Genomic DNA, 25,151 nt, shown 5'->3' on the forward strand with positions numbered 1-25,151 from the left:
CGTTTGCGTTATTGCGGTGACGGCGGCGCGTCGGGGGTGGCCGTGCGTGCCTGGGCGCCGGGGGTGTTTTGATCCGCGTTGCCGGTCGTGCCGGTTGAATCGGCTTTCCCGGCTTTCCCGGCCTTCGCGGCGTTGCCGGCCGGGTCGACCGGCGGCGTACCCATCGCCTGGTAGAGCCGCGCGGTGTCGGCGAAGCGCGCGCCGGTCGCGCGGATCTCGTCGAGCCGCGCATTGCGGTACTGCAGTTCGCTCGCACGCGCGGCCGACGGCGGCAACGCGCCGAGCCGCACGCGGGCGGCCGCATCGTCATAGGCGCCGCGCGCGGACAGCGCGGCACGCGACGACGCATCGAGCGCTTGCGCATCGTGTTCGAGCGCGGCGAGCGAATCGGCGACGTTCTGGAACGCGGCCAGCACGGTCTGCTTGTACTGGTCGACCGCGGCCTCGTAGGTCGCCTTTGCCGCCCGGCGCTGCGCGAGCAGCGCGCCGCCATGGAACAGCGGCTGGCTCAGCGACGCACCGACATTCCAGATCGCGCCGGCGCCCGACAGCATCGCCGGCCAACTGAAGCCGCCTTTGCCCAGCGCCGCCGACAGCGACAGTTGCGGGAACATCTGCGCGGTCGCGACGCCGACTTCGGCGGCGGCCGCCTTCAGCCCCGCATCGGCGGCCTGGACGTCGGGTCGGCTTTGCAGCAGGACCGACGGCACGACCACGGGCACCTGCGCGGGCAGGTGCAGGTCGGCGAGCGTGAGATCGGCGGGCGGCTGGTCGGGCGTACGGCCGATCAGTACCGCGAGCGCATGGCGCGCTGCGTCGCGCTGCTGGCGCAGCGCGGGCAGGCTGGCCGCGAACGTATCCGCGCTTTGTTGCGCGTTCAGCGCGTCGCTGCGCGATGCCGAACCGAGCGCATAGCGTCGCTGCGCGTCGTGCGCCTGGTCGTTCGCGAGCGCGACGAGCCGCTCGGTCGTCGCGATCTGCGCGTTGAGCACCGACACCGTGATCGACGCGGTGACGATGTTCGCGGCGAGCGCGCGCCGCGCCGATTCGAGCTGGAACGCGCTGACGTCGACGCGTTTGGCGAGCGCCCGGTTCGCGAAGCGCGACGCGCCGAACAGGTCGATCGTGTAGCTCGCCTGCAGTTGTCCGACGAAGGTGTCGTACAGCAGCGTCGGCGCGCCGAGCGCCGGAATCGGCACGCCCAGCGCGCGCTGGCGCGCGGCCTGGCCGACCGCATCGATCGACGGCAGCATCGAGCTGCCGATCTGCCCGCGCAGCTGTTCGCGTGCGGCATCGAGCGAATGCGACGCCGCGCCGAGCGTCGGGCTGTTGCGCAGCCCTTCGTCGACGAGCGCGTTCAGCGCATCGGAGCGGTACTGCGTCCACCAGTCGGGCACGGGTTGCGCGCCGACCTCGAACTGTTGCGCGACGCCTTGCGCGGCAACCGTCTGCTGCACTTGCGGCGCGGCGCCGTAATGGGCGGGCGACGGCATCGCGGGCGCCTCGCCGCTCGGCGCGAACCATGCGCAGCCGGCGAGCGGGCCGGCGAGGGTCGCGGCCGCGAGCGCCCGCGCGGCCTTCGTTTTCAGGGTCATCGACAGTTCCATGATCAGGCTCCCGACGGCGCGGCAGGCGTGCTGCCGTCGTTGGGCGGGCCGTCGCGCGGATCGCGTTCGTCGCGCTTCACGCGGAACCACGTGGCGTATAGCGCGGGCAGGTAGAACAGCGTCAGCACGGTCGCGCTCGTGATCCCGCCCATCAGCGCGGTGGCCATCGGCCCGAAGAAGTTCGAGCGCAGCAGCGGGATCAGCGCGAGCACGGCGGCCGCGGCGGTCAGCGTGATCGGCCGGAAGCGCCGCACGGTCGCGCCGACGATCGCGTCGAAGCGTCCGTGGCCGGCGGCGATGTCCTGTTCGATCTGGTCGACCAGAATCACCGAGTTGCGCATGATGATCCCGAACATCGCGATCACGCCGAGCATCGCGACGAAGCCGAACGGCTGGCCGAACAGCAGCAGCGTGCCGACCACGCCGATCAGGCCGAGCGGCGCGGTGAGCACGACCATCAGCACGCGCGAGAAGCTCTGCAGCTGGATCATCAGCAGCGTGAACACCGCGATCGCCATCAGCGGCATCTGCGCGTTGATCGATGCCTGCGCTTTCGCGCTTTCCTCGACCGACCCGCCGATGTTGATCTGATAGCCGACCGGCAGTTGCGCACGCAACGCATTCAGCTTCGCGTCGATCGCATGCGTGACGTCGATGCCCTGCGCGCCGGCGCGCACGTCGGACTGCACGGTGATGGTCGGCTGGCGGTCGCGCTCCCACACCACGCCGTATTCGAGCGTCGGCGTGAAGCGGCCGAGCGAGCCGAGCGGCACCGGGCCGTTCGGCGTCGGCATCGCGAGGCCCGCGAGCCGGGCCGGGTCGACGCGGTCCGCGCGCGGCGCGCGCAGATCTACCGCGATCAGCTTGTCGCGTTCGCGATACTGCGTGACGGTGGTGCCGGACAGCGTCATCGCGAGGAAGCTCGACACGTCCTGCGACGTGACGTTCAGCTCGCGTGCCTTCTTCTGGTCGAGCTCGAAGCGCACCGAGCGCTCGGCGGGCTCGTCCCAGTCGAACTGCACGTTGACCGCGCGCGCGTCGCCGCGCATCGTCGCCGCCACCTTCTCGGCGATCGCGCGCACCGTCGCGATATCGTCGCCGCTCACGCGGAACTGCACCGGGTAGCCGACGGGCGGCCCGTTCTCGAGCCGCGACAGGCGCCAGCGCACGGCCGGAAACTGGTCGCGCAGCGTGGTTTCGAGCCAGGTCGCGAGTTTTTCGCGATCCTCGACCGATTTCGCGGTGACGACGAACTGCGAGAAGTTCGGCAACTGAAGCTGCTGGTCGAGCGGCAGGTAGAAGCGCGGTGCGCCGCTGCCGACGAAGTTCACCGAATGATCGATCTCGGGCCGCTTGTCGAGCACCTTCTCCAGGCGCGCCGTCTCGCGCAGCGTCGCCGCGAACGACGCGCCTTCGGGCAGCCGCAGGTCGACCAGCAGCTCGGGGCGGTCGGAGCTCGGGAAGAACTGCTGCGGCACGAGCGTGAAGCCCATCAGCGCGACGACGAAGAGCGCGCCGGTGATCAGCAGCACGACGAAGCGCCGCTCGATGCACCAGTCGATCCAGCCGCGCAGCCGCGTATAGAAGCGCGTGTCGTAGATGTCGTGCTCGTGATCGTCCGGCAGATGCGCTTCGTGCGCGTGCTTCTTGCGCTCGGGCAGCAGGTGATAGCCGAGCAGCGGGATCAGCACGACGGCCGCGAACCACGACGCGATCAGCGCGATCGCCGACACCTCGAAGATCGAGCGCGTGTATTCGCCGGTGCTCGATTTCGCGAGGGCGATCGGCAGGAAGCCCGAGACCGTGACGAGCGTGCCGGTCAGCATCGGAAACGCGGTGCTGGTATAGGCGAACGCGGCGGCGCGGGCGCGGCTGTAGCCCTGTTCGAGCTTCACGGCCATCATCTCGACCGCGATGATCGCATCGTCGACGAGCAGCCCGAGCGCGAGCACCAGCGTGCCGAGCGACACCTTGTGCAGCCCGATGTCGAACAGGTACATGAAGAGCGCGGTGACGGCGAGCACGACCGGAATCGAGATCACCACGACCATCCCGGTGCGCAGCCCGAGCGACACGAGGCTCACGACCAGCACGATCGCCACCGCTTCGGCGACGGCTTCGAGGAAGTCGTCGACCGAATGCGCCACCGCATGCGGCATGCTCGACACCAGCGTCAGCTTCAGGCCGGCCGGCAATTGCGCCTGCAGATCCTTCGATTCGGCGTCGAGCGCCTTGCCGAGCCGGATCACGTCGCCGCCGGGCTGCATCGTCACGCCGATGCCGAGCACCGCATGACCGTTCGCACGCATCTGCGTGACGGGCGGATCGTCGTAGCCGCGCTTCACGGTGGCCAGGTCGCCGAGCCGGAACGTGCGGCCGTTGATGCGGATCAGCGTGTCGGCGATCGCCGCGACGTTGTCGAACTGGCCGCTCGGCCGCACGAACACGCGATCGTCGGCGGTGGTCAGCACGCCGGCCGACGAGATGTCGTTCTGCGCATTGATCGCCTGTCCGAGCTGCTGCGGCGAGATGCCGAGGCGCGTGAGCTGCGCGTTGTCGGCTTCGATGAAGATGCGCTGGTCGGGGTCGCCGAAGTAGTCGACCTTGCCGATGCCCGGCACGCGCAGCAGCACCGTGCGCAACTGGTCCGCGTAATCGTGAAGCTGCGCGGGCGTGAAGCCGTCGCCTTCGAGCGTCCAGATGTTGGTGTAGACGTCGCCGAACTCGTCGTTGAAGAACGGGCCCTGCACGCCCGGCGGCAGCGTATAGCCGATGTCGCCGACCTTCTTGCGGATCTGGTACCAGGTTTCGGGCACGTCCTTCACGGGCGCCGAATCCTTCATCGTGAAGAAGATCAGCGATTCGCCGGGGCGCGAATAGCTGCGCAGGAAGTCGATGGCCGGCGTTTCCTGCAGCTTGCGGCCGATCCGGTCGGTCACCTGCTCCTGCACCTGCCGCGCGCTCGCGCCGGGCCAGAACGTGCGGATCACCATCACGCGGAACGTGAACGGCGGGTCTTCGGATTGCGCGAGGCGGGTATACGCGAGGATGCCCGCGAGCGTCGCGAGCGCGATCAGGTAGACGACCAGCGCCTGGTGGCGCAGCGCCCACGCCGACAGGTTGAACCGGCCTTCTTCACGGGGGACGCTCATGACGCGAAGTCCTCCGGATGCAGCGGCGCGATCGCGCGCACCTTCTCGCCCGCGCTGACCGTATGCACGCCCTGCAGCACGACGCGCTCGCCCGGCTGCAGCCCGTTCGACACGGTGACGGTGCGCTCGTTGAAGCGTGCGACGTCGACGCGGCGCAGCGCGAGCGTGTCGTCCTTCGCGCGCACGATCCATACGGCCGGATGCGGGCCGTCATGGAACAGCGCGGTCGCGGGCAGCGTGATGGTGGGCGCGTTGCCGGCGGCCGGCGCGCCGTCGAACGCGACGTTCGCGGTCATCCCGAGACGGACGGCCGGATCGGGCGCGGCGAGCGTGAGCTTCACGCGATACGTGCGGCTTTGCGGATCGGCGGCCGGTGCGATTTCGCGCACCTTGGCCGCGAACTGGCGGCCCGGCAGCGACGGCAGCGTGACGCTGGCCGCGTGACCGGGCGCGAGCGATGCGAGCGCGGCCTCGGGCACGTCGCTGACGACGTCGACGTCGCCCGACCACGCGAGCTGGTAGACGGCCTGGCCGGCCGACACGTTCTGGCCGGTGTCGGCCTGTTCGGCGGTGATGGTGCCCGCGTGATCGGCGACGAGCGTCGCATAGCGGAGCTGGTTTTTGGCGAGCGCGAGCTGCTGCTGCGCCTGGTCGCGCTGCGCGAGCGCGGACGTGTAGCTGTTCTCGGTCTGCTCGAGCTGCGCGGTCGCGATCAGGTTCTCGTGCGCCTGCGCGCGATCGCGGTCGAGCTGCTGCTTCGCGAACGCGAGGCTGTGCGACGCGGCATCGAGCTGCGCCTGCGCGCTCGCGGCGTTCTTCTCGACGTCGGACGGATCGAGCAGCGCGACGACCTGGCCGGCCTTGACCGTGTCGCCGAGCCGCACCTTGCGCTCGACGATCTTGCCCGCGATGCGGAACGACAGCGGCGTCGCGTAGCGTGGCTGGATCTCGCCGGGCAGCGTGCGCGCGGGCGCCGCATCGTCGGCATGCGCGGGCAGCGCGACGACGGGGCGCGGCGCGGGCGGCGCGGCTTCCTTCGGATGGCAGGCGGCGAGGACGAGCGCGGCGCCGATCAGCAGCGCGGCGCGGGAACCGGAGCGATTCACGAAACCCCCAGATCAGGTGAGAGCGGAACGAAGCCGGCAAGCGCGACGGGCGCTTGCCCCGAGTGGCGCCGGCCTCGGCGCGCACGAATAGAGCCGAACGAGGTCGTTCGGAAACTGTGGCGAATTCTAATACACACCTGTATCCGAGTGCAAAGATGAATCCGAAAGGGAGTTGGTGCTAGACTGCGCGCCATGAGACCACAGCGCTTAACTCGCGAGCAGAGCCGGGACCAGACGCGCGAGCGTCTGCTGACTGCCGCGCACCGGATTTTTATGAAGAAAGGCTATGTCGCGGCGAGCGTCGAGGACATCGCGGCGGCGGCCGGCTACACACGCGGCGCGTTCTATTCGAATTTCCGCAGCAAGTCGGAACTGCTGCTCGAGTTGCTCGAGCGCGACCACGATTCGGTGCGGGCCGACTTCGAAGCGATCTTCGAGGAAGGCGGCCCGCGCGAGCAGATGGAGTCGATGACGCTCGCGTACTACCGGACGCTCTTTCGCGACGACGAATATTCGCTGCTGTGGGGCGAGGCGAAGCTGCAGGCGGCGCGCGACGCGAAGTTTCGCGTGCGCTTCAACCAGTTCCTGCACGGCAAGCGGCTGCAGATGGCCGAATTCATCCAGCGTTTCGCGGAGCGCGCGGGCACGCCGCTGCTGCTGCCGGCCGAGACGCTCGCATTCGGATTGATGTGCCTGTGCGACGGCGTGCAGTCGTATTACACGGCCGATCCGCAGCACGTGTCGGCGGAGGTGGCCGAATCGGTGCTCGCGGGGTTCTTCGCACGGGTCGTGCTGGGGCGCGCGCCGGACTGAATGTCCAGGCGGGCGGCGCGCGGTGGTGCGGCGGTGGCCGCCCGGGATGCTGGGCTCGGCGCACGCAACACCGGGTCACGTGCGCCGAGCCCGTCAGCGCTCGCCCGTCATCCGCCGGTACGCGTCGAGCAGCGACGTCTTGTAGACCACGCCCGCGAGCGTCGGCTCGGCTTCGCTTTCGATCACCGGCAGCCGTTCGCCCTGGAACGCCATGAAGCGTTCGAGCGCGCTCGCGAGCGGCATGTCGGGCGTGAGCAGCGGAAACGGCGTATGCGCGTAGTGCGCGGCCGTCTTGTCGGTCGTATCGCGCTTGTCGAGCAGGTCGGACGTGATGTCCTTCAGCGCGACCGCACCGCGAAAGCGCCCGGTGTCGTCGGTCACGTACAGATACTTCACCGGATATTCGAGAAACACGCGCGTCATGTCGGCCACGCTCGCGGTGAGCGGCACGACCGTCTGCGCGGGCTGGATCAACTGGCGCATCTGCGTGGTGCGCAGGCGCACCCGTTCTTCCGCGTCCTGGTGGTGGCGCAGCGTGATCTCGTACATCGACGTCGTGCCCGTCGCACGCGCGACGAAATACGCGAACACGCACGACACCAGCAGCGGCAGCACGACCTGGTAGCTCAGCGTCATCTCGAAGATCATCAGGATCGCCATCAGCGGCGCCTGCGTGGCGCCGGCCATGAACGCGCCCATTCCGACCATCGCATACGCGAAGTACGCGGACGTGTGGCCCGGCCACAGCGCGTTCATCGCGATCCCGAACAGCGAGCCGAACACCGCGCCGACGAACAGCGTCGGCGTGAAGACGCCGCCGACCGCGCCGGAGCCGGCCGTCGCGGCCGTCGCGACGATCTTGAACACCAGCACCGCGACGAGCGCCTGCCAGGTCCACGGCGAATGCAGGATGTGGTTCACGACGCTGTAGCCGTTGCCCCACACGTCCGGAATCCACACCGAGATCACGCCGACGACGAGGCCGCCGATCGCGAGCCGCACCGGCAGCGGCACGGGCAGCCGCTTGAACTGGTTCTTCGACGCATCGAGCAGGTGCAGGAACTGTGGCGCGAGTACGCCGCACAGCGCGCCGAGCACGACGAACAGCAGCACCTCGGGGCCCGTGACGGCGGGGAACACCGGCATCTCGTACGGCGGCCGGTAGCCGGCGAATTCGCGCATCACGATGTTCGCGACGACCGACGCGACGACCATCGGTCCGAAGCTTTCCATCGCGATCGTGCCGAGCACGATTTCGGAAACGAAGAACGCGCCGGCGATCGGCGCGTTGTACGCGGACGTGATGCCGGCCGCGGCGCCGCACGCGACGAGCAGGCGTAGACGCGGCGGATCGAAGTGCACGAAGCGGCCGACCAGCGACGCGGCGAGCGCCGCGAGCTGCACCATCGGGCCTTCGCGGCCGATCGAGCCGCCGCTGCCGATGGTCAGCAGCGACGACACGCTGCGCCACAGGCTCTGCCGCACCGGCACGATGCCGTCGCCGAGCGCGACGGCTTCCATGTAGTCGGTCTTGCCGGATTGCCTGTCGCCGCGCGTCGCGAGCAGCAGCACGCAGCCGGCGAGGAAGCCGCCCGCGGCCGGCATCCAGAACCGCACGTACCACGGCAGGTTTTTCGCCATCTGCACGAAGCTGCCGCTGTGCCCCGAGATCAGGCGCTGCATCAGGTCGATGCCTTCGCGGAACGCCATCGTGGCGAAGGCGCCGCCGACGCCGACGATGGCCGACCAGATCAGCATCGTATGGGCGTCCGACAGGCGGAACAGCGTTTGGGCGCGAGTGCGCAGCTTCAGCAGGAACGAGAGCACGGCTGAAAGAGAGCGGAAAAGAGGACGAGGGAAACCGTCGCGAAGCATAGCATTGCGCCGCGCCCGCGGGACTTCCCCGTCGGGCGCGGCGCTCGTCGCGGCGTGGGCGTGCGGCTCAGCCAAGCCAGTGCTGCACGGCCAGCGTGATGCCGTAGCCGCCGGCGATCAGCCACACATACAGGATCAGGCCGGTGGTCAGCGCGCGGGGGCCGGCCTCGCGGATCTGCGAGACGCGCGTTTCGATGCCCAGGGCCGTCATCGCCATCGTCAGCGCGAAGGTATCGAGCACGTTCAGCGTATGCGTGACGTCGGCGGGCAGCACGTTCAGCGAGTTGACGATCACGAAGCCGAGGAAGCCGAGCGCGAACCAGGGCACGGCCACCTTGCGCTTGCCTTGCGCGCCGTCGGCGGTTGCCCGTGCGGAGCGGGCGAGCCACCAGCCGAGCGAGAGCAGCACCGGCACCAGCAGCATCACGCGCGTCATCTTGACGATCGTTGCGACGTGCGTGACCTGCGGGCTGATGTCGCTTGCCGCGCCGACCACCTGCGCGACCTCGTGGATCGTGCCGCCGAAGAACAGGCCGAGGCCGGCGGAGTCGAGATCGAGCAGGCCGGCGTGATACGCGAGCGGGTACAGGAACATCGACAGCGTGCCGAACAATACGACGCTACCGACGGCCATCGCGCTCTGGTGCGGCTTCGACTGCAGCGTCGACTCGAACGCGAGCACCGCGGCCGCGCCGCAGATCGCGCTGCCGGCGGCGGTCAGCAGCGCCGCGTCGCGATCGAGCTTCATCACCTTCATGCCGACCCAGGTGCCGATCACGAGCGTACTGACGACCACCAGCACCGACACCGTGAGGCCCGGCAGGCCGACCTGCGCGATTTCCTGCAGGCTCACGCGCAAGCCGAAGAACGCGACCGCGATGCGCAGCAGCTTGCGCGCGGAAAAGTTGACGCCAGCCGCCCAGCTCGCCGGCATGCCGTCGCGCAGCGCGTTGCCGTACAGCGCGCCGGCGATGATCCCGACGATCAGCGGCGACAGGCCGAGCCCGGCGACGGCCGGCAGTTGCGACAGGCTGGTGACGGCGGCGGCGAACAGCGCGACGAACAGCACGCCGTTCAACTGGCCGCGCATCGACGGCGCGGCGTGGCCAAGATGGGGAGTCGGAGCAGTGGACATGGAGGCACCGTATGAAGCATGTTGCGATGTTCTAATCCTAATTTGGTTATATCGATATGAAAAATTGTGATTTGTGACGTAAACTATCCGGAAAGCCGATAATTCATCCCCATGACCCCGGATCAACTGATAACGTTCGCCGCCGTCGCCGAACACCTGAACATCAGCCGTGCCGCTGTCGCGCTGCATCTGTCGCAGCCGGCCGTATCGGGCCAGTTGCGCCTGCTGCAGGACGAGTTCGGCGAGCCGCTGTACCAGCGCGACGGCCGCGGCATCCGGCTGACGCCGGTCGGCGAACAGCTCGCGCAATACGCGAAGGCGCAGCGCGACACGTTCGCGCAGGCGCGCGCGTTTCGCGACGCGGTGCGCGGGCTCGACGCCGGCACGCTGCGCATCGGTGCGAGCACCACACCGGCCAGCTATCTGCTGCCGTACCTGATCGCGGCATTCCAGCCGCGCGCGCCGCGCGTGGCGATCCAGACGATGAGCGGCAATACGGCCGACGTGGTCGCCGCGCTGGCATCGCTCGACATCGCGATGATCGAAGGGCCGCCCGGCGAGACGCTGCCGCCCGGCACCGCCGTGCATGCGTGGCACGAGGACGAGATCGTCGCGATCGTGCCGGCCGGGCATCCGCTCGCCGCGCCCGGGTACGACGCGGGCGTCGCGCTCGACGCGCTCGCCGCGCATCCGCTCGTGTTGCGCGAGGAGGGCTCCGGCGTGCGCCAGCTCGTCGAGCGTGCGTTTGCGCACGGCGGCGCGCCGATGCGCGTCGCGTTCGAGATTTCAGGCGTCGAGGCCGTGAAGGAAGCCGTGCGCGCGGGGATGGGCGTCGGTTTCGTGTCCGCGATGTCGCTGCGCCATCAGGATGCGGCGCTCGTGGCGCGTTCGCTGGCGCCCGAGCCGCTCACGCGCCATTTCTCGATTCTCGTGCCGCACGGTGCCGCGCCATCGCGCGTGGCCGTCCAGTTCCTCGACATGAGCCTCACGCACGACGCCGGATAAGCGGGCCGGGCGCAGCCCGGGAACGCCGGGTGCGCGTCGGCTGGCGCGTACTTGCACGCCGGTCCGGCCTAGGGATTTCCTCTATGGCGCACGCCAAAGGCGAAGCGCACCATCCGTCTCAAGCAAATGGAACCGGTTCCATTTCGGAAAGAAAGGGCGAGAAATGGCAGACATCGTGATCGTGGCGAGTGCATTCGGGATGGACCGCGTGCGCCAGCAGGGCCACCGTGCATTCATCGAGACCGCGGCGGCGTCCAGTGCGACCGGTTTCGAAGTGCGGCGCGAGTTGTTCGCGTCGGACGACGACGCGACGCCGGGCGCGCTGGCCGCGCTCGGCGCGGAACTCGCCGCGCACGGGCTGTGGTCGGTCTACTCGACGCCGGCCACGCTGTATACGGAAACGGGCGCGCTCGATGCCGACGCGTTGCGCGACACGCTCGTGGAAGCCGACGCGCTCGGCGCGCGCTTCGTCAAATTCCAGCTCGGCGGCTTCGCCGGCGACGCGCACGCGGCCGACCTCGTCGCGCTGTCGCGCGGCGCGCGGGCCCGCGTGGTGGTCGAGAACGGCCAGCTGCCGGTGGGCGGCGCGCTCGCGCAGTTTCGCGGGCTGTTCGCCGCGTTGAGCGCCGCGGGCATGCCGGATGCGGTCGGCATGACGTTCGATATCGGCAACTGGCAGTGGCCGGGCGAAGCGCCGCTCGCATGCGCGCAGGTGCTCGCGCCGCATGTGGAATACATTCATTGCAAGGCCGTTGAAGGCGAGGGTGCGCGCCGTTTCGCGGTGGCCCCGGCGCCGGGCGATCCGCTCGTCGCGGGCGTGCTCGCGGCCTTGCCGCAAGCGGTGCCGCGCGGCATCGAGTTTCCGTTCGATGCGGCCGACCTGGCGGGCGATGCCGGCCGGCGCGTCGCGTGGCTCGCCGCCGCGTGACATCGGAAGGACACGGAGGAATTCAGTCATGAAAGCAGCACTCGATGTCGTGACCTACGGCGAAGCGATGGCGATGTTCGTCGCCGCCGAGCCGGGCCACCTCGCGCACGCGGCGCAATTCACGAAGCGGATCGCGGGCGCGGACCTGAACGTGGCGATCGGCCTGTCGCGGCTCGGCTTCCGGGTCGGCTGGATGAGCCGGGTCGGCCGCGATTCGTTCGGCGGCTACGTGCTCGACACGCTGGCGCGCGAAGGCATCGATGCGTCGTGCGTGACCGTCGATCCGCGCTATCCGACCGGCTTCCAGCTGAAGTCGCGCAACGACGACGGCAGCGACCCGGCCGTCGAATATTTCCGCAAGGGCTCCGCCGCGAGCCACCTGTCGTGCGACGACTACGTGGCCGACTACGTGCTCGGCGCGCGTCACCTGCACCTGACGGGTGTCGCGCCGGCGATCTCCGCGACGTCGTGCGAGCTCGCGTTTCGTCTCGCACGCGAGATGCGCGCGGCCGGCAAGACGATTTCGTTCGACCCGAACCTGCGCCCGACGCTGTGGCCGTCCGCCGACGTGATGGCGACGACGCTGAACGCGCTGGCGGCACTCGCCGACTGGGTGCTGCCGGGCCTGTCCGAAGGGCGGCAGCTTACCGGGCACGACGCGCCGGCCGACATCGCGGGTTTCTACCTGGCGCAGGGTGCGCGCGGCGTGGTGATCAAGCTGGGTGCCGAAGGCGCGTACTTCCGCACGGCCGACGGCCGCGAGGGCACGGTGACCGGCGAGCGCGTCGCGAACGTGGTCGACACGGTCGGGGCCGGCGACGGCTTCGCGGTCGGTGTGGTCAGCGCGCTGCTGGAAGGCCGCTCCGTGGAGCAGGCCGTCGCGCGCGGCAACCGCATCGGGGCGCTGGCGATCCAGGTGATCGGCGACTCGGAAGGCCTGCCGACCCGTGCGGCACTCGATCGGCTCGAAAACGTCGACAATTGCGCCGAGCGCTTGCAGGAAACCGCCGCCGCGCAATGAGAGGCCGGGCACGGCACAATCCGCGGACCCAGTTCGTGCTTCGTGCACGGTTTTGCATGAGGCCGGATCCGGCGCCGATGCGCCGATGCCGGTCGATTCCCGAAAGGGTGGGGGGCAGTGCTGAAGCGCCGGCTTCCACCGACCGCCGCAGGGTGAGAGTAGGCGCTGAAGCGCCAACACTCACCAACAGCGGCATGGGGTGGGAGTCAGCGCTGAAGCGCTAACTCCCACCGACATAGGAGACACACTGATGGCAGCCAATCTCGCAGCCCGACGCTGGTGGACGATCATGCCGATCGTCTTCATCACCTACAGCCTCGCTTACCTCGACCGCGCGAACTACGGGTTCGCGGCGGCGGCCGGCATCAACCAGGACCTCGGGATCAGCAAGGGCCTGTCGTCGCTGATCGGCGCGCTGTTCTTCCTCGGCTACTTCTTCTTCCAGATCCCGGGCGCGATCTATGCGGAGCGCCGCAGCGTCAAGAAGCTCGTGTTCGTCAGCCTCGTGCTGTGGGGCGGCTGCGCGGCGCTCACGGGCATCGTCAGCAACATCCCGTCGCTGATGGCGATCCGGTTCGTGCTCGGCGTCGTCGAAGCGGCCGTGATGCCCGCGATGCTGATCTACATCAGCAACTGGTTCACGAAGAACGAGCGCTCGCGCGCGAACACGTTCCTGATCCTCGGCAACCCGGTGACGGTGTTGTGGATGTCGGTCGTGTCCGGTTATCTGGTCCACGAATTCGGCTGGCGCCACATGTTCATCGCCGAAGGCGTGCCGGCCGTGATCTGGGCCGTGTGCTGGTGGTTCCTCGTGCAGGACAAGCCGGCCGAATCGCCGTGGCTCACCGCACAGGAGAAACGCGACCTCGACGCGGCGCTCGCGGCCGAACAGGCGGCGATCAAGCCGATGCGCAACTACGGCGAGGCGTTCCGTTCGCCGGCCGTGATCAAGCTGTGCGCACAGTACTTCTGCTGGAGCATCGGCGTGTACGGCTTCGTGCTGTGGCTGCCGTCGATCGTCAAGAACGGCTCCGCACTGGGGATGGTCGCGACCGGCTGGCTGTCGGCGCTGCCGTATCTCGCGGCGACGATCGCGATGCTCGTCGCATCGTGGGCGTCGGACAAGGTCGGCTCGCGCCGCGGCTTCGTGTGGCCGTTCCTGCTGGTCGGCGCTGCCGCATTCGCCGCGTCGTATGCGCTCGGCTCGTCGCATTTCTGGATCTCGTATGCGCTGCTCGTCGTCGCGGGCGCCGCGATGTATGCCCCGTACGGCCCGTTCTTCGCGATCGTGCCGGAACTGCTGCCGAAGAACGTCGCCGGCGGCGCGATGGCGCTGATCAACAGCATGGGCGCGCTCGGCTCGTTCGTCGGCTCGTACTTCGTCGGCTACCTGAACGGGGCGACCGGGTCGCCGGTCGCATCGTATGCGTTCATGAGCGTCGCGCTCGTCGCGGCGGTGATCCTCACGCTGTCCGTCAAACCCCAGGCGCGCGACGAGCACTCGCTCGCGGCGCCGCTGCAAGGAAAATGAAACGATGAAGCCCCGTATCGTCGCGTACAAGCCGCTGCCCGATGACGTTCTCGCGTACCTGCGCGAGCATGCGGAGGTCGTGCAGGCCGACGGCGCCGACACGCTCGCCGATGCGCTCGGCGACGCGGACGGCGCGATCGGCGCGAGCCTGAAGGTCACGCCCGAAATGCTCGATCGCGCGCCGCGGCTGAAGGCCTGGTCGACGATCTCGGTCGGCTACGACAACTTCGACGTCGACGACCTGACGCGGCGCGGCATCGTGCTCGCGCATACGCCCGACGTGCTGACCGAATCGACCGCCGACACCGTGTTCTCGCTGATCCTCGCGTCCGCGCGGCGCGTGGTCGAACTGGCGGAGTGGGTGAAGGCGGGCCACTGGCAGCGCAGCATCGGCCCCGACCTGTACGGCACCGACGTGCAGGGCAAGACGCTCGGCATCGTCGGGCTCGGGCGGATCGGCGGGGCGGTCGCGCGCCGCGCGGCGCTCGGCTTCCGGATGCAGGTGCTGTATGCGAACCGGTCCGCGCACGCGGAAGCCGAGACGCAGTACGGCGCGCGCCGCGTGACGCTCGACGCCTTGCTCGCGCAGTCGGATTTCGTGTGCCTGCAGGTGCCGCTGTCGCCGCAAACGCATCATATGATCGGCGCGGCCGAATTCGCGAAGATGAAGCGCGGCGCGATCCTGATCAACGCATCGCGCGGGCCGGTGGTCGACGAGGCCGCGCTGATCGACGCGCTGCGCGCGGGCACGATCCGCGGCGCGGGGCTCGACGTGTTCGAGAAGGAGCCGTTGCCGGCGGATTCGCCGCTGCTGCAGATGCGCAACGTCGTCGCGCTGCCGCATATCGGCTCGGCGACGCACGAGACGCGCCACGCGATGGCGCGCTGCGCCGCGGAAAACCTGGTCGGCGCGCTGGCCGGCACGCTGCGCACGAATCTCGTCAATCCCGGCGCGCTCGCGCGCGCCTGAGCGCCGACGGCCGGCCGGCGAGGCCGCCGGCCCCATTAGAGCCGGTAGTATTGGTACCGGAGGGCAGGCTGCGTTATGATCGCCCGCTCGTCGCATCCGCGGCCCGGCCCACCTTGCCGGCGGCGTCCGGCGACGGGCATCCGTGCCAGATCCGGTGCGGCCGGCCGCTGTTCGTTGCAGCAGATGACCGGAGCGGGCGCGAATGCGCCGGCTTCGGTCGATCGCGCGGCATCGGATCGGCATGGGCGCTGAAGCGCCGACGCTGATCGACAGCGGCCCGCGCCGGGTGGCTTTCGTATCCAACAACAAAGTCCGTCCGCACATGAAGCGGCGCGGATCGACCGTCGCGAGGCACGACTTGACCGATTCGCAACTTACCACGCAGCGTCCGGCGACGATCAGCGACGTCGCGCGCGAAGCCGGCACGGGCAAGACCAGCGTTTCTCGCTACCTGAACGGCGAGACGCACGTGCTGTCCGCCGATCTGCGCCAGCGGATCGAGGCGGCGATCGCCCGGCTCAACTACCGGCCGAACCAGATGGCGCGCGGGCTCAAGCGCGGCCGCAACCGGCTGCTCGGCATGCTCGCGGCCGACCTGACCAATCCCTACACCGTCGAAGTGCTGCAGGGCGTCGAGGCCGCGTGTCACGCGCTCGGCTACATGCCGCTGATCTGTCACGCGGCGAACGAAGTCGAGATGGAGCGGCGCTTCCTGCAACTGCTCACGACGTATCGCGTCGAAGGGTTGATCGTCAACGCGCTCGGCGCCGAAGAGGAAGTGCTGCGCCCGCTGCGCGGCGGCGGCATTCCGGCCGTGCTCGTCGACCGGACCGTCGAGGGCTTCGAGGCCGACCTGATCGGCCTCGACAACGCCGATGCGATCGAGACGGCGCTCGCGCACCTGATCGAGCGCGGCTTCGATGCGATCCATTTCGTCGTGCAGCCGTTCGAGCAGGTCAGTTCGCGGCGCGTGCGCGAGGCCGCCTTCCGCGCGGCGCTCGACGCGCGCGGGCTGCCGGTGCCGCCGACGGTCGTACTCGACCTGAACGAACCCGATGCGGCCGCGGCGGCGCTCGCCGACCTCGACGCGCGCATCGACGCCGCGACGCAACGCGGCGTGCGCGCGGCGCTGTTCGCCGCGAACGCGCCGGTCGCGCTCGCGATCGCGCGCCATCTGCGCGCGCGTTTCGGTGCCGCGTGGCAGGCAAAGGCCGCGCTGCTGTCGATCGACGATCCCGAGTGGGCCGAGCTGATCGGCATCACGACGATTCGCCAGCCGACCTACGAAATCGGCTACAAGGCCGTCGAATTCGTGCACGAACGCATCGACGGCGCGGCCGGCGACGTGCGCGTCGCGATGCTGCCCGGCGAGTTGATTGCGCGCGCGTCGACGGCAAGCTGAGTATCATTCGGGGCACGCAGCGCGTCAGGTGCGCTGCCCTGAACAAGGAAATACATGACTGTCGCCCCCGTCACGCTGGCGGTGCTGATCGCCGCCACGCTGATCATCGCGCTGCTGCCGTTCGTTCTCTTCCGTATTTTGCGCAAGCCGCTTGCGCTCGACCGCCGCGACACGATCGTCGGCGTCGCCGTCTTCACGCTGTTCGCGATGATCGTCGAACGCGCTTTCCACGGTCTCGTGCTGAGCCAGACGCCGGCAGGCGGGTGGCTCACGCAGCCGCTCGCGTTCGTCGCATACAGCGCGCTCGCGACCGCCGTATTCGAGGAAGCCGGCCGCTATCTGGGGATGCGTTTCCTGAATCGCCGCTATGGCGCATCGGCCGGCGATGGTCGCGGCATCGGCTACGGGATCGGCCATGCGGGCGCCGAAGCGTGGTTCGTCGGCGTGCTCGTGTGGGGCCAGTGGTCGTATCTCGCGTGGCTCGCGAGCCGCGGCCAGCTCGAAACGCAGCTCGCGGACCTGCCGGGCGATACCGTCGTGCGGCTGCACGTGATGCTGGCGACGCTGTCGGCGCCGTCGATCCTGTTGTTGCTGCTCGAACGCTGCTCGGGCTTCGTGGTGCAGCTCGCGCTGTCGGTGCTGGTGTGGCGCGGCGTGCGCGCCGGCCGCGCAGGCGTGCTGCCGCTCGCGATCGTGCTGCATGCGCTCGCGCTCGCGCCGACGCTGCTTTACCAGGTCCGTGTGCTGCCGGCCGGATGGCTCGAAGCCGTGTATTTCGTGCTGACCGCGATCCTGGTCGTCGTGCTGGTGAAAACGTGCCGGCCGCGGCGTGCGGCGGCCTGACGGGAGAGCGGGAATGGATGACTATCTGATCGAATGCCGGAGCGCTGAATTCGACGCGCTCGCGCGCGTGATCTGCGATCTCTTTCCGGAGCAGACGCGTTTTGTCGAAAGCAGCGACGCGCGCGGGCGGTTCCTGTCCGTGCACTGGCTCGCGATGCGTTTCGGCGCGACGCCGAAGCGGATGACGCTCGATATCCGTATCGTGCCGGCCGCGCTCGCGCGCTATCTGGCGCTTCGGCCGATGCAGCGCGCACGCAGCCACGCGGTGCTGCATGCGTATACGGAAGCGATGCTGGGTTCGCTCGAGGAGCGGCACGCGGCCGGCCAGGCCATCGAGCGCGACGCGGAACTCGAACTCGACGAAGATTTCGCGTAAGCGTAAGCGCCGGCGCAATGCCGGCGCGGCCGGTTACGCGTCGTGGTAGACCTGCGCGAAGCGCTGTGCCTGCACGACGCCGTAGTCGCCGGGCGCATATTGCATCACCCAGTCGCCGGCGATGCCGCGCAGCGTGTCGCCGTTTTCCGAGCGGGCAATCGTAAACGGCTCGTCCATCCGGCGGGCGAGCACGACGGTCGGCCGGTTCCGGTACGCGCCCGGCGCGCCGTGCACGAGCGCGGAGTCCGCGGGCAGGTACTTGGCATCGAAGCGCGCGCGCGACACGACCCAGCGATCGCCGGTCGAACCGGTGATCAGCGCGTCGCCCGCGACGTAGCGGTTCGGGCCTTCGAGGCTCATCAGTTCGCCGTCGGCATCCGCGAAGGCGACCGCGACGGTTTCGTCCTTGACGACGCGACGGGCCTGCGGATCGGTACGCAGATCGAGGTGCTTGAGTTCGAGCATGGCGGGGAAGTGCGGGAAAAGCCGGCAGCTTATCCCGAAATCGGCGCGCCGTGTGACGCGCCGACTGCCTGCGGGACGCGCGGCGCCGTTCGGCCCGGACGGGCAGCGCGGCGCCGGCAATGCGGAGATCAGGGCTGGGCGGGAGCGCTTGCGGCGGGCGCGGCGGCTGCCTTGCCTTCCTTGCTCCTGGCCTTGCCCTTGCCGCGGTGTTCGCCGCCGTGGTGCAGCCAGTTGCGGAACGTCGTGTCGGCCAGCGCCTTCTGTTCGGCCGGGAAGCTCTCGTAGAGCGGCGCGAAGGCGTCGGCGAGCTTCTTCGCGCCGTCCGCGTTCGCCTGCGCGAGCTCCGCGTACTGCTTCACGTCGTCGACCGCCGACACGTTGTGGTTCTCGATCCGCGCGCGATAGAGGCGGCCCATCGTTTCGCCGTTCTCGCGCATCGCGTCGGCGAACGTTTTCCACTGCGGTTCCTGCGCCGACGTGATCTTCAACTGGTCGTGCAGATACTTGATGCGCTGCTCGATGCGCGCTTCACGGTGCGCCGCACGCTGCTCGGCGCTCGGTGCCGACGCGGCCGTCGGCGTGGCCGCGGCCGGAGCGGGCTGCGATTGCGGTTGGGTCTGCGCGAATGCACTGGCCGCAACGACGAGCGTAGCGAGGGTGAGCGAGATTTTCTTCATGGTTGGCTCTCCGGGGTGGTGTCGTGCGAGCGGGCGCGGCGGCAACTGCCGCGAGCGCGCATCTCGCGTCGCCGCTATTAGTAGCACGTTGTGCACGACACGACAGCGAAAGCGACACTTGCTTACAACCGATACGAATAGAAATTGAAAGGGACATAGTGGGTGGACGCGGTGTCGGGCACGTTCGGGCGACGACGGCAGCGCTCGATCGGCGCGCGATCGATGCGTGCGAAACAGGCCGCGCGATGTCCCGGTGCGATCGTTGCCACGATGCACGATCCCGGTTGGGCGGCCCGGCGTTCGGCGCTATCATCGCGTCACGTTCCATTTCGCCGGTGCGCTGCACGCCGGCCCAGCCTCATGCGTCCACCCCGCCTCGACCAACTCGACGACCTCGACCGGCAACTCGTTGCGCTGCTGCAAGCGGATGCGCGCGCAAGCGTCGCCGATCTCGCGCGGCAGCTCGACGTCGCGCGCACGACCGTCGTCGCACGCATCGCGCGGCTCGAGCGGACGAACGTGATTGCCGGATACAGCGTGAGGCTCGGACAGGATGTGCTCGATGCGAGCATTTACGCGTACGTCGGCATCATCCTCACGCCGAAGTTCGGCAAGGACGTGCTGCGCAGGCTCGACCGGATGCCCGAGGTGCAGTTGCTGTGCGCGGTGAGCGGCGAGTACGACTATGTCGCCTGGCTGCGCGCCGATTCGCCGGAGCGCCTCAACGATCTGCTCGACCAGATCGGCACGCTCGAGGGCGTCGAGCGCACGACGACGTCGATCATTCTGTCGCGCAAGATCGATCGCGGCACGATCGGCGGGTAATGCGTCGCGTGCGGCGTCGCGCGTGACGTCGCAGCGCGATCGTTGCGCAGGCCTTCCTCCTTTATCTTTCATTGACGCTCGCCGTTTGCGCTTGCCGCAGGGCGGCGCGTTGGCGTGCGCATCGTCACGCCGGCGTCGTTGCGTCGACTGCTGCCGGTGCCGGCGCGAGCAACGGCTCATGCGCCTTCCTGCATTCCGCCTCGACCCCGTTTGAGTTCGTTCTTTCCGAGCGCCCGGACGCCGCTTGCGCGGCCCGTTGCAGCCGGCGATTGATACGATTTTCAGACGGTTTGGTCGTTACGACGAAAAATGTCGTCATTCCGTCGAATCCATCGGTCGTTTCGCATCATTCTTCGTCTTGGAACTGATTTTGCGCGTCCCTAAACTGTGTTCATGGCTCGACGCCGTACACAAACACCAAACCCATCATCAGGAGATAAGCGCATGAAAATCGCCATCGTCGGCGCAGGTCTGATCGGCCACACCATTGCTCACATGCTGCGTGAAACGGGCGACTACGAAGTTGTCGCGTTCGACCGCGATGCCGATGCGCTCGCGAAGCTGTCGCGCGAAGGGATCGCGACGCAGCGTGTCGATTCGGCCGACGCCAATGCGATCCGTGAAGCCGTGAAGGGTTTCGATGCGCTCGTCAACGCGCTGCCGTACTACCTCGCGGTCAACGTCGCGGCCGCTGCGAAGGCTGCCGGCGTTCACTACTTCGACCTGACCGAAGACGTGCGCGCGACCCACGCAATCCGCGAACTCGCCGACGGTTCGGACCGTGCATTCATGCCGCAGTGCGGCCTCGCACCGGGCTTCATCGGCATCGCCGCACACGAGCTCGTGAACGGCTTCAGCGAAGTGCGCGACGTGAAGATGCGCGTCGGCGCGCTGCCCGAGTATCCGACCAATGCGCTGAAGTACAACCTGACGTGGAGCGTCGACGGTCTGATCAACGAATACTGCCAGCCGTGCGAAGCGATCCGCGACGGCCGCAAGCAGTGGGTGCAGCCGCTCGAAGGCCTCGAGCACTTCTCGCTGGACGGCACCGAATACGAAGCGTTCAATACGTCGGGCGGCCTGGGCACGCTGTGCGAGACGCTGTCGGGCAAGGTCGAGACGCTCGACTACAAGTCGGTGCGCTATCCGGGCCACCGCGAACTCGTGCAGTTCCTGCTCGAAGACCTGCGCCTGTCGAGCGACCGCGACACGCTGAAGTCGATCATGCGCCGCGCCGTGCCGTCGACGAAGCAGGACGTCGTGCTCGTGTTCGTCACGGTGACGGGCGTGAAGGACGGCCAGCTCGTGCAGGACGTGTTCACCCGCAAGATCTTCGCGAAGGACGTGTGCGGGATGCACATGAGCGCGATCCAGATCACGACGGCCGGCGCGATGTGTGCGGTGCTGGATCTGTTCCGCGAAAAGAAGCTGCCGCAGAGCGGCTTCATCCCGCAGGAAAAAGTGTCGCTGAAGGCGTTCCTCGCGAACCGCTTCGGCAAGCTGTACGAAGGCGGCACGATGGAGCGCGTGCACGAAGTCGCCTGACGCGGATCGATGGCACGAGGGCCGTGTGACGACGCCGGGAGCGCAGCAGCGCTTCCGGCGTTGTTTTTTAGGCACGGAAGAAGAGAAGGGCGGTGGCCCGTTCAGGCCGGCAGCGGCGGAACGATCGTCGCTTGCGGCACGGGCGGCGCCGGGGGCGCGATGCGGTACAGCAGCGTCTCGACGTCGGCGTCGGACGGCGCGGTATTGTCGAACATCACGATCCCGTCGCATTCGTCGCCGGTCGGCACGAAGCGGCGTTGCCGGTATTCGTCCCAGTGCGCGAGCTTGTAGGCGTCGTTCGGGTTGCCGCGCGCGACGATCCGCTCGTGCGCGACGTCTTCGGCCGTATGAACCCAGACGACGGTCAGCGTGACGTCGGGCGCAATGCCGAGCCACGCGCGATCGAGGATGCGCCGGTCGCGTACTTCGCGCGACAGCGGGCCGACCACCAGCGCGCCGATGCCGAGCGCGAGGTTTTCGCGGGCGGTGTCGAGCAGGCCCTGGTATTCGGGGTCGCGCAGATGCTTCAGATAGAGCGGGCTGTCGCGGTCGTTCGGGTCCGACGTGAGGGCGCCCATCGCGGCCGAGCTGTAGCGGCCGTACAGCGTGTCCTTGTCGAGCAGGCAGAAGGCCTCGCCGGTCGCGCGCATCAGCGGCCCGATCAGCCGCTTCGCGAGCGTGGTCTTGCCGGTGCCGGCATGGCCGCAAAAGAACACCAGGTGGGTCACGAATACCGGCTCCGCGAACCCGCACGCGACGTGTCGGAGCGCTTGTCGTCGCGCGAGAACACTTCCGCTTCCAGCCACATCGCATTGATGATGCCGAAGCCGAGGGCCACACCGATGCCGAGTATCCACGCGAAATACCACATGGGCTTGTCTCCTGGACGGTTGGGGCGCACGAGCGTGCCGTGAGCCTGTCGAAGCGATGCCGCGTGCAGCCTGCGGCGCATGCAGTTCGATCATGACCAATATCGGCGCGACGCGCAAGCCGGGCCGCCGGCGCGGCAAACCGGTAAACTGACGCGCAAACGGCAACATCACGGACACCATGCTGATCAACTGTGCTGCATACCAGGACGGCCGCAAGCTGGCCGACATCGATATCGACGCCATCAGTGACTACGTGTCGAAACCCGAGTGTTTCGTGTGGGTGGCGCTGAAGGATCCGACGCCCGAGGAAATCGATCTGATGGGCGAAGAGTTCGGGCTGCACGAGCTGGCGCTCGAGGATGCCCGCAACGGGCATCAGCGGGCGAAGATCGAGGAGTACGGCGACTCGCTGTTCGCCGTGCTGCACACGGTCGAACTCGACGACGACGACGAATTCAAGGTCGGCGAGATGAACGTGTTCGTCGGCTCGAACTACGTGCTGTCGATCCGCAACCATACGGAACAGGACTTCCGCGAGGTGCGCAAGCGCTGCGAGCGCGAGCCGCATCTGCTGAAGGAAGGCTCGGCGTTCGTGTTCTATGCGCTGATGGACCAGATCGTCGATCGCTATTTCCCGATCCTCGAGACGCTCGGCAGCGAGCTCGAGGAGCTCGAGGACCGCATCTTCACGAAGGCTTCGCCGTCATCGTCGCGCGCGATCATCGAGGATCTCTATTCGCTCAAGCGTCGGCTCGTGATGCTGTACCAGCACACGGCGCCGCTGCTCGAACCGCTCGCGAAGCTCACCGGCGGCCGGATTCCGCAGGTCTGCAGCGGGATGGAACATTATTTCCGCGACGTGTACGACCATCTGCAGCGGATCGTGAAGACGATCGAAGGGCGGCGCGAGATGGTCGTGACCGCGATCCAGGTCAACCTCGGGATGATCTCGCTCGCCGAGAACGAGGTGACCAAGCGGCTCGGTTCGTTCGCCGCGCTGTTCGCGATTCCGACGATGATCGCCGGCATCTACGGGATGAACTTCGCGAACATGCCCGAGCTGCATCTCAAATACGGCTTCTACGGCTGCATCGCGGTGATGCTCGCGGCCGATCTCGGGCTGTGGTGGCGGTTCAAGCGGGCGGGGTGGCTGTAGCCGCGCCTGTCGCCGTGCGCGGCTAGCGCGGTGCGTGCTTGCCGACCACGACACGCCATGGCCGCACGCGCCACGACTTGACGAGGCCGTTCTGCACGTACGGATCGGCGCGCGCGAACGATTCGGCGGCCTCCGGCGAATCGCCTTCGAACACGAGCACGGCCAGGTCGGCCGGATCCTGCAACGCGCCGGCGAGCACGAGCTCGCCGCGTTCGGTTGCGGCCTGCGCGAGTGCGAGGTGCTCGGCGCGGAACGGTTCGCGCCGGGCCAGGTAATCGTCGACGAGATCGTAGATCAGCTGGTAATGCATGGTCGCTCCCGGAATCGGTTGCCGCGCGGGGGCGGCGGCCGGCTCAGTATAGGACACGGTTCGGTCTTTGTCGGCGCGGCTCGCGGCGATTCGCCCGGCGTGTTCGGACGAGTTCGCGTGGCGACGCCGCTGGGCATTTTTGCGTTCCTGTTTTTTCCTTTAAATGCAACTAACGGTCTAGCGCTGGTCCGTCGTCGGATTGCGATGTGCTGTCGCGACGAGACGTCCATCGGCGAACTTTGTCTTCAGGAAAGGTGGCTCGATGAGCGTATTCCGGGTCCGGATTTCACATGCCGGCGAGGGCGGACGAACCGTCGGAAAAGGGGCCGCAGCCGGCCGTCGGCCGGCCCGTACGGACGCCGCGCGAGGGCGTTTCCATTGGCCAGAATGCGACCTATGCTGAACGAATCCGGTGCGAACTTCGTTCGCCCAATTCGCCCAGACGAGGTGTGCCATGCCTGTATCAGCCACCCTGCAGGATTGCCTGCGCCAGAAGTCATCGCGGTACGAAGTCGTGTACCACCCGTATAGCCATACCAGCATGGAGACGGCCGCCGCCGCGCATATCCCCGGCAATCGTCTCGCGAAAACCGTGCTGCTCGAGGACGACGAAGGCTACGTCGCCGCCGTGCTGCCGACGTCGCACGCGGTGCGGCTGTCGGACCTCTGGGTCAAGACCGGCCGCCATCTCGTGCTCGCCAGGGAAATCGAGCTGCGCGAACTGTTCAAGGATTGCGACATGGGCGCGTTGCCGCCGGTGTGCATGGCCTACGGGATGAAGACGTTCCTCGAGGAGCATCTCGCGGAGCAGCCGGAAGTGTATTTCGAAGCCGGCGACCACGAAGCGCTGATCCACATGATGCAGGACGAATTCCTGTCGCTGATGGAGACGGCCGAGCGCGCGCATTTCTCGCACAGGATGCAGGGAATGTGGGTGTCGTGATCGGCTTGGCGCGGGTGGTTTGCGATGGGGGGAGACGGCGTCCGGTGGGCGGTGGGCGGACGCGGAGGCAACCGTGCGCCGCTGATTTCGTCGAGGCGGCGGCGTGCTGGAACCGGTGGTTGGCGGCAACCGATGAGGCGGGATGCTTGAAGAATTTTTTAAACTAGTTGAGTCTGGAAGACGGACCCGATTAGGAGATGCGGATGTCGTGCGAGAAGTGTCGCAGCTTTGGCAGAACGCGTTCTAACTATGAATATTTTGGTATAAATATTTCCAGGCACGTGGAGCTGTACCGATGCACGAATTGCGGTCAGTTTCTGGAGATTGCTGCGGAAGCTCGAGCGCCGTATTTTCTTACGCTCGAGCAGGCCAACGAGTACTTTCCGGATGCGCGCAAAGAACTCGTAAAGATTGCTCCGCGAAAGTGAGGGGTGGCGGACTGGTCAAGATCCACCGATGTTCAGTGGTGGTTTCCGGCGAATTTGTTATTTGACATAATCATAATTATCAACCGAAACGTTGTAAGAGCAAAGTTGTAATGTCGTATCTGGGCAAAGTTGAAATGTCGTAGTTCGAGGGTTTCGGCGCATGCTG

At 67.9% G+C, this 25,151-nt stretch carries 24 protein-coding genes; 13 read left to right on the forward strand and 11 right to left on the reverse strand.

The features are described 5' to 3' along the window. Positions 1 to 8: 8 nt before the first annotated feature. The 3 genes from BME24068_RS32585 to BME24068_RS32595 are packed head-to-tail and all read right to left on the reverse strand — an operon-like array spanning position 9 to position 5,865. Positions 9 to 1,607, reverse strand: a complete 1,599-nt coding sequence (locus tag BME24068_RS32585; protein WP_174928540.1) for an efflux transporter outer membrane subunit — start codon at positions 1,605 to 1,607, stop codon at positions 9 to 11. A gap of 2 nt (positions 1,608 to 1,609) precedes the next feature. Continuing rightward, the gene (locus tag BME24068_RS32590; protein WP_174928541.1) at positions 1,610 to 4,759 is read right to left on the reverse strand and encodes an efflux RND transporter permease subunit; all 3,150 of its coding nucleotides are present in this window, start codon (positions 4,757 to 4,759) and stop codon (positions 1,610 to 1,612) included. Further along, positions 4,756 to 5,865 carry an efflux RND transporter periplasmic adaptor subunit gene (locus tag BME24068_RS32595; protein ID WP_174928542.1) on the reverse strand — a complete coding sequence of 370 codons (1,110 nt, stop codon included), beginning with the start codon at positions 5,863 to 5,865 and terminating at the stop codon, positions 4,756 to 4,758. The genes BME24068_RS32590 and BME24068_RS32595 overlap by 4 nt, the downstream gene beginning before the upstream one ends. A gap of 192 nt (positions 5,866 to 6,057) precedes the next feature. Here BME24068_RS32595 and BME24068_RS32600 point away from each other — a divergent pair, with 192 nt between their 5' ends. Beyond that, positions 6,058 to 6,678: a TetR/AcrR family transcriptional regulator gene (locus BME24068_RS32600; RefSeq protein ID WP_096505203.1), complete on the forward strand. Its 621-nt coding sequence runs from the start codon at positions 6,058 to 6,060 to the stop codon at positions 6,676 to 6,678. 93 nt (positions 6,679 to 6,771) lie between these two features. Here the strand turns inward: BME24068_RS32600 and BME24068_RS32605 are convergent, their stop codons facing one another. Next, positions 6,772 to 8,505, reverse strand: coding sequence for a ClcB-like voltage-gated chloride channel protein (locus tag BME24068_RS32605; protein WP_203368169.1), 1,734 nt, complete (start codon positions 8,503 to 8,505; stop codon positions 6,772 to 6,774). Between the two features lie 115 nt (positions 8,506 to 8,620). Then, positions 8,621 to 9,688 carry a YeiH family protein gene (locus BME24068_RS32610; RefSeq protein ID WP_174928543.1) on the reverse strand — a complete coding sequence of 356 codons (1,068 nt, stop codon included), beginning with the start codon at positions 9,686 to 9,688 and terminating at the stop codon, positions 8,621 to 8,623. Between the two features lie 111 nt (positions 9,689 to 9,799). Here BME24068_RS32610 and BME24068_RS32615 point away from each other — a divergent pair, with 111 nt between their 5' ends. The 8 genes from BME24068_RS32615 (at position 9,800) to BME24068_RS32650 (ending at position 17,764) form a co-directional block, all read left to right on the forward strand. Beyond that, positions 9,800 to 10,693: a LysR family transcriptional regulator gene (locus BME24068_RS32615; protein WP_096505211.1), complete on the forward strand. Its 894-nt coding sequence runs from the start codon at positions 9,800 to 9,802 to the stop codon at positions 10,691 to 10,693. Between the two features lie 163 nt (positions 10,694 to 10,856). Further along, positions 10,857 to 11,621 (forward strand): sugar phosphate isomerase/epimerase, encoded by a 765-nt coding sequence (locus BME24068_RS32620; RefSeq protein WP_174928544.1) that lies wholly within the window; start codon positions 10,857 to 10,859, stop codon positions 11,619 to 11,621. 28 nt (positions 11,622 to 11,649) lie between these two features. Beyond that, positions 11,650 to 12,642 (forward strand): sugar kinase, encoded by a 993-nt coding sequence (locus BME24068_RS32625; protein WP_174928545.1) that lies wholly within the window; start codon positions 11,650 to 11,652, stop codon positions 12,640 to 12,642. 250 nt (positions 12,643 to 12,892) lie between these two features. After that, positions 12,893 to 14,173 carry an MFS transporter gene (locus BME24068_RS32630; protein ID WP_124830450.1) on the forward strand — a complete coding sequence of 427 codons (1,281 nt, stop codon included), beginning with the start codon at positions 12,893 to 12,895 and terminating at the stop codon, positions 14,171 to 14,173. A 4-nt stretch (positions 14,174 to 14,177) separates the two neighbouring features. Next, on the forward strand, positions 14,178 to 15,143 hold the full coding sequence (locus BME24068_RS32635; protein WP_174928546.1) for an NAD(P)-dependent oxidoreductase: 966 nt from the start codon (positions 14,178 to 14,180) through the stop codon (positions 15,141 to 15,143). A 358-nt stretch (positions 15,144 to 15,501) separates the two neighbouring features. Further along, the gene (locus tag BME24068_RS32640; protein WP_174928547.1) at positions 15,502 to 16,545 is read left to right on the forward strand and encodes a LacI family DNA-binding transcriptional regulator; all 1,044 of its coding nucleotides are present in this window, start codon (positions 15,502 to 15,504) and stop codon (positions 16,543 to 16,545) included. A gap of 54 nt (positions 16,546 to 16,599) precedes the next feature. Beyond that, entirely contained in the window at positions 16,600 to 17,388 is a 789-nt protein-coding gene (locus BME24068_RS32645; protein WP_174928548.1) for a YhfC family intramembrane metalloprotease, read from the forward strand. A 13-nt stretch (positions 17,389 to 17,401) separates the two neighbouring features. After that, positions 17,402 to 17,764: a DUF3022 domain-containing protein gene (locus tag BME24068_RS32650; RefSeq protein ID WP_174928549.1), complete on the forward strand. Its 363-nt coding sequence runs from the start codon at positions 17,402 to 17,404 to the stop codon at positions 17,762 to 17,764. A 33-nt stretch (positions 17,765 to 17,797) separates the two neighbouring features. Here BME24068_RS32650 and BME24068_RS32655 read toward each other — a convergent pair whose 3' ends face one another. Both BME24068_RS32655 and BME24068_RS32660 read right to left on the reverse strand, forming a co-directional pair. Next, entirely contained in the window at positions 17,798 to 18,229 is a 432-nt protein-coding gene (locus tag BME24068_RS32655; protein WP_174928550.1) for a PGDYG domain-containing protein, read from the reverse strand. Positions 18,230 to 18,357: 128 nt separating this feature from the next. Further along, positions 18,358 to 18,906: a Spy/CpxP family protein refolding chaperone gene (locus tag BME24068_RS32660; protein WP_096505227.1), complete on the reverse strand. Its 549-nt coding sequence runs from the start codon at positions 18,904 to 18,906 to the stop codon at positions 18,358 to 18,360. 360 nt (positions 18,907 to 19,266) lie between these two features. Here BME24068_RS32660 and BME24068_RS32665 point away from each other — a divergent pair, with 360 nt between their 5' ends. Next, positions 19,267 to 19,731 (forward strand): Lrp/AsnC family transcriptional regulator, encoded by a 465-nt coding sequence (locus BME24068_RS32665; RefSeq protein ID WP_006755043.1) that lies wholly within the window; start codon positions 19,267 to 19,269, stop codon positions 19,729 to 19,731. A gap of 124 nt (positions 19,732 to 19,855) precedes the next feature. On the opposite strand, the gene BME24068_RS32670 is transcribed toward BME24068_RS32665, so the two are convergent. Beyond that, entirely contained in the window at positions 19,856 to 20,050 is a 195-nt protein-coding gene (locus tag BME24068_RS32670; RefSeq protein WP_174928551.1) for a hypothetical protein, read from the reverse strand. A 125-nt stretch (positions 20,051 to 20,175) separates the two neighbouring features. Here BME24068_RS32670 and BME24068_RS32675 point away from each other — a divergent pair, with 125 nt between their 5' ends. Continuing rightward, positions 20,176 to 21,276, forward strand: coding sequence for a saccharopine dehydrogenase family protein (locus tag BME24068_RS32675; RefSeq protein ID WP_040144221.1), 1,101 nt, complete (start codon positions 20,176 to 20,178; stop codon positions 21,274 to 21,276). A gap of 101 nt (positions 21,277 to 21,377) precedes the next feature. Here BME24068_RS32675 and BME24068_RS32680 read toward each other — a convergent pair whose 3' ends face one another. Together BME24068_RS32680 and cydX are read right to left on the reverse strand one after the other, a co-directional pair. Next, positions 21,378 to 22,004, reverse strand: coding sequence for a P-loop nucleotide/nucleoside kinase family protein (locus BME24068_RS32680; protein WP_096505229.1), 627 nt, complete (start codon positions 22,002 to 22,004; stop codon positions 21,378 to 21,380). After that, positions 22,001 to 22,147 carry a cytochrome bd-I oxidase subunit CydX gene (cydX, locus tag BME24068_RS32685; protein ID WP_096505231.1) on the reverse strand — a complete coding sequence of 49 codons (147 nt, stop codon included), beginning with the start codon at positions 22,145 to 22,147 and terminating at the stop codon, positions 22,001 to 22,003. The genes BME24068_RS32680 and cydX overlap by 4 nt, the downstream gene beginning before the upstream one ends. A gap of 179 nt (positions 22,148 to 22,326) precedes the next feature. On the opposite strand from cydX, the gene corA reads away from it, so the two are divergent. After that, positions 22,327 to 23,304: a magnesium/cobalt transporter CorA gene (gene corA / locus BME24068_RS32690; protein WP_096505234.1), complete on the forward strand. Its 978-nt coding sequence runs from the start codon at positions 22,327 to 22,329 to the stop codon at positions 23,302 to 23,304. Between the two features lie 22 nt (positions 23,305 to 23,326). Here corA and BME24068_RS32695 read toward each other — a convergent pair whose 3' ends face one another. Continuing rightward, on the reverse strand, positions 23,327 to 23,614 hold the full coding sequence (locus tag BME24068_RS32695) for a YciI-like protein (protein WP_096505236.1): 288 nt from the start codon (positions 23,612 to 23,614) through the stop codon (positions 23,327 to 23,329). A 454-nt stretch (positions 23,615 to 24,068) separates the two neighbouring features. Here BME24068_RS32695 and BME24068_RS32700 point away from each other — a divergent pair, with 454 nt between their 5' ends. Beyond that, positions 24,069 to 24,557, forward strand: coding sequence for an aminoacyl-tRNA deacylase (locus BME24068_RS32700; protein ID WP_096505238.1), 489 nt, complete (start codon positions 24,069 to 24,071; stop codon positions 24,555 to 24,557). Positions 24,558 to 25,151 lie beyond the last annotated feature (594 nt).

It is taken from the genome of Burkholderia anthina, from assembly GCF_902498995.1.
Taxonomy (GTDB): Bacteria; Pseudomonadota; Gammaproteobacteria; order Burkholderiales; family Burkholderiaceae; genus Burkholderia; species Burkholderia anthina.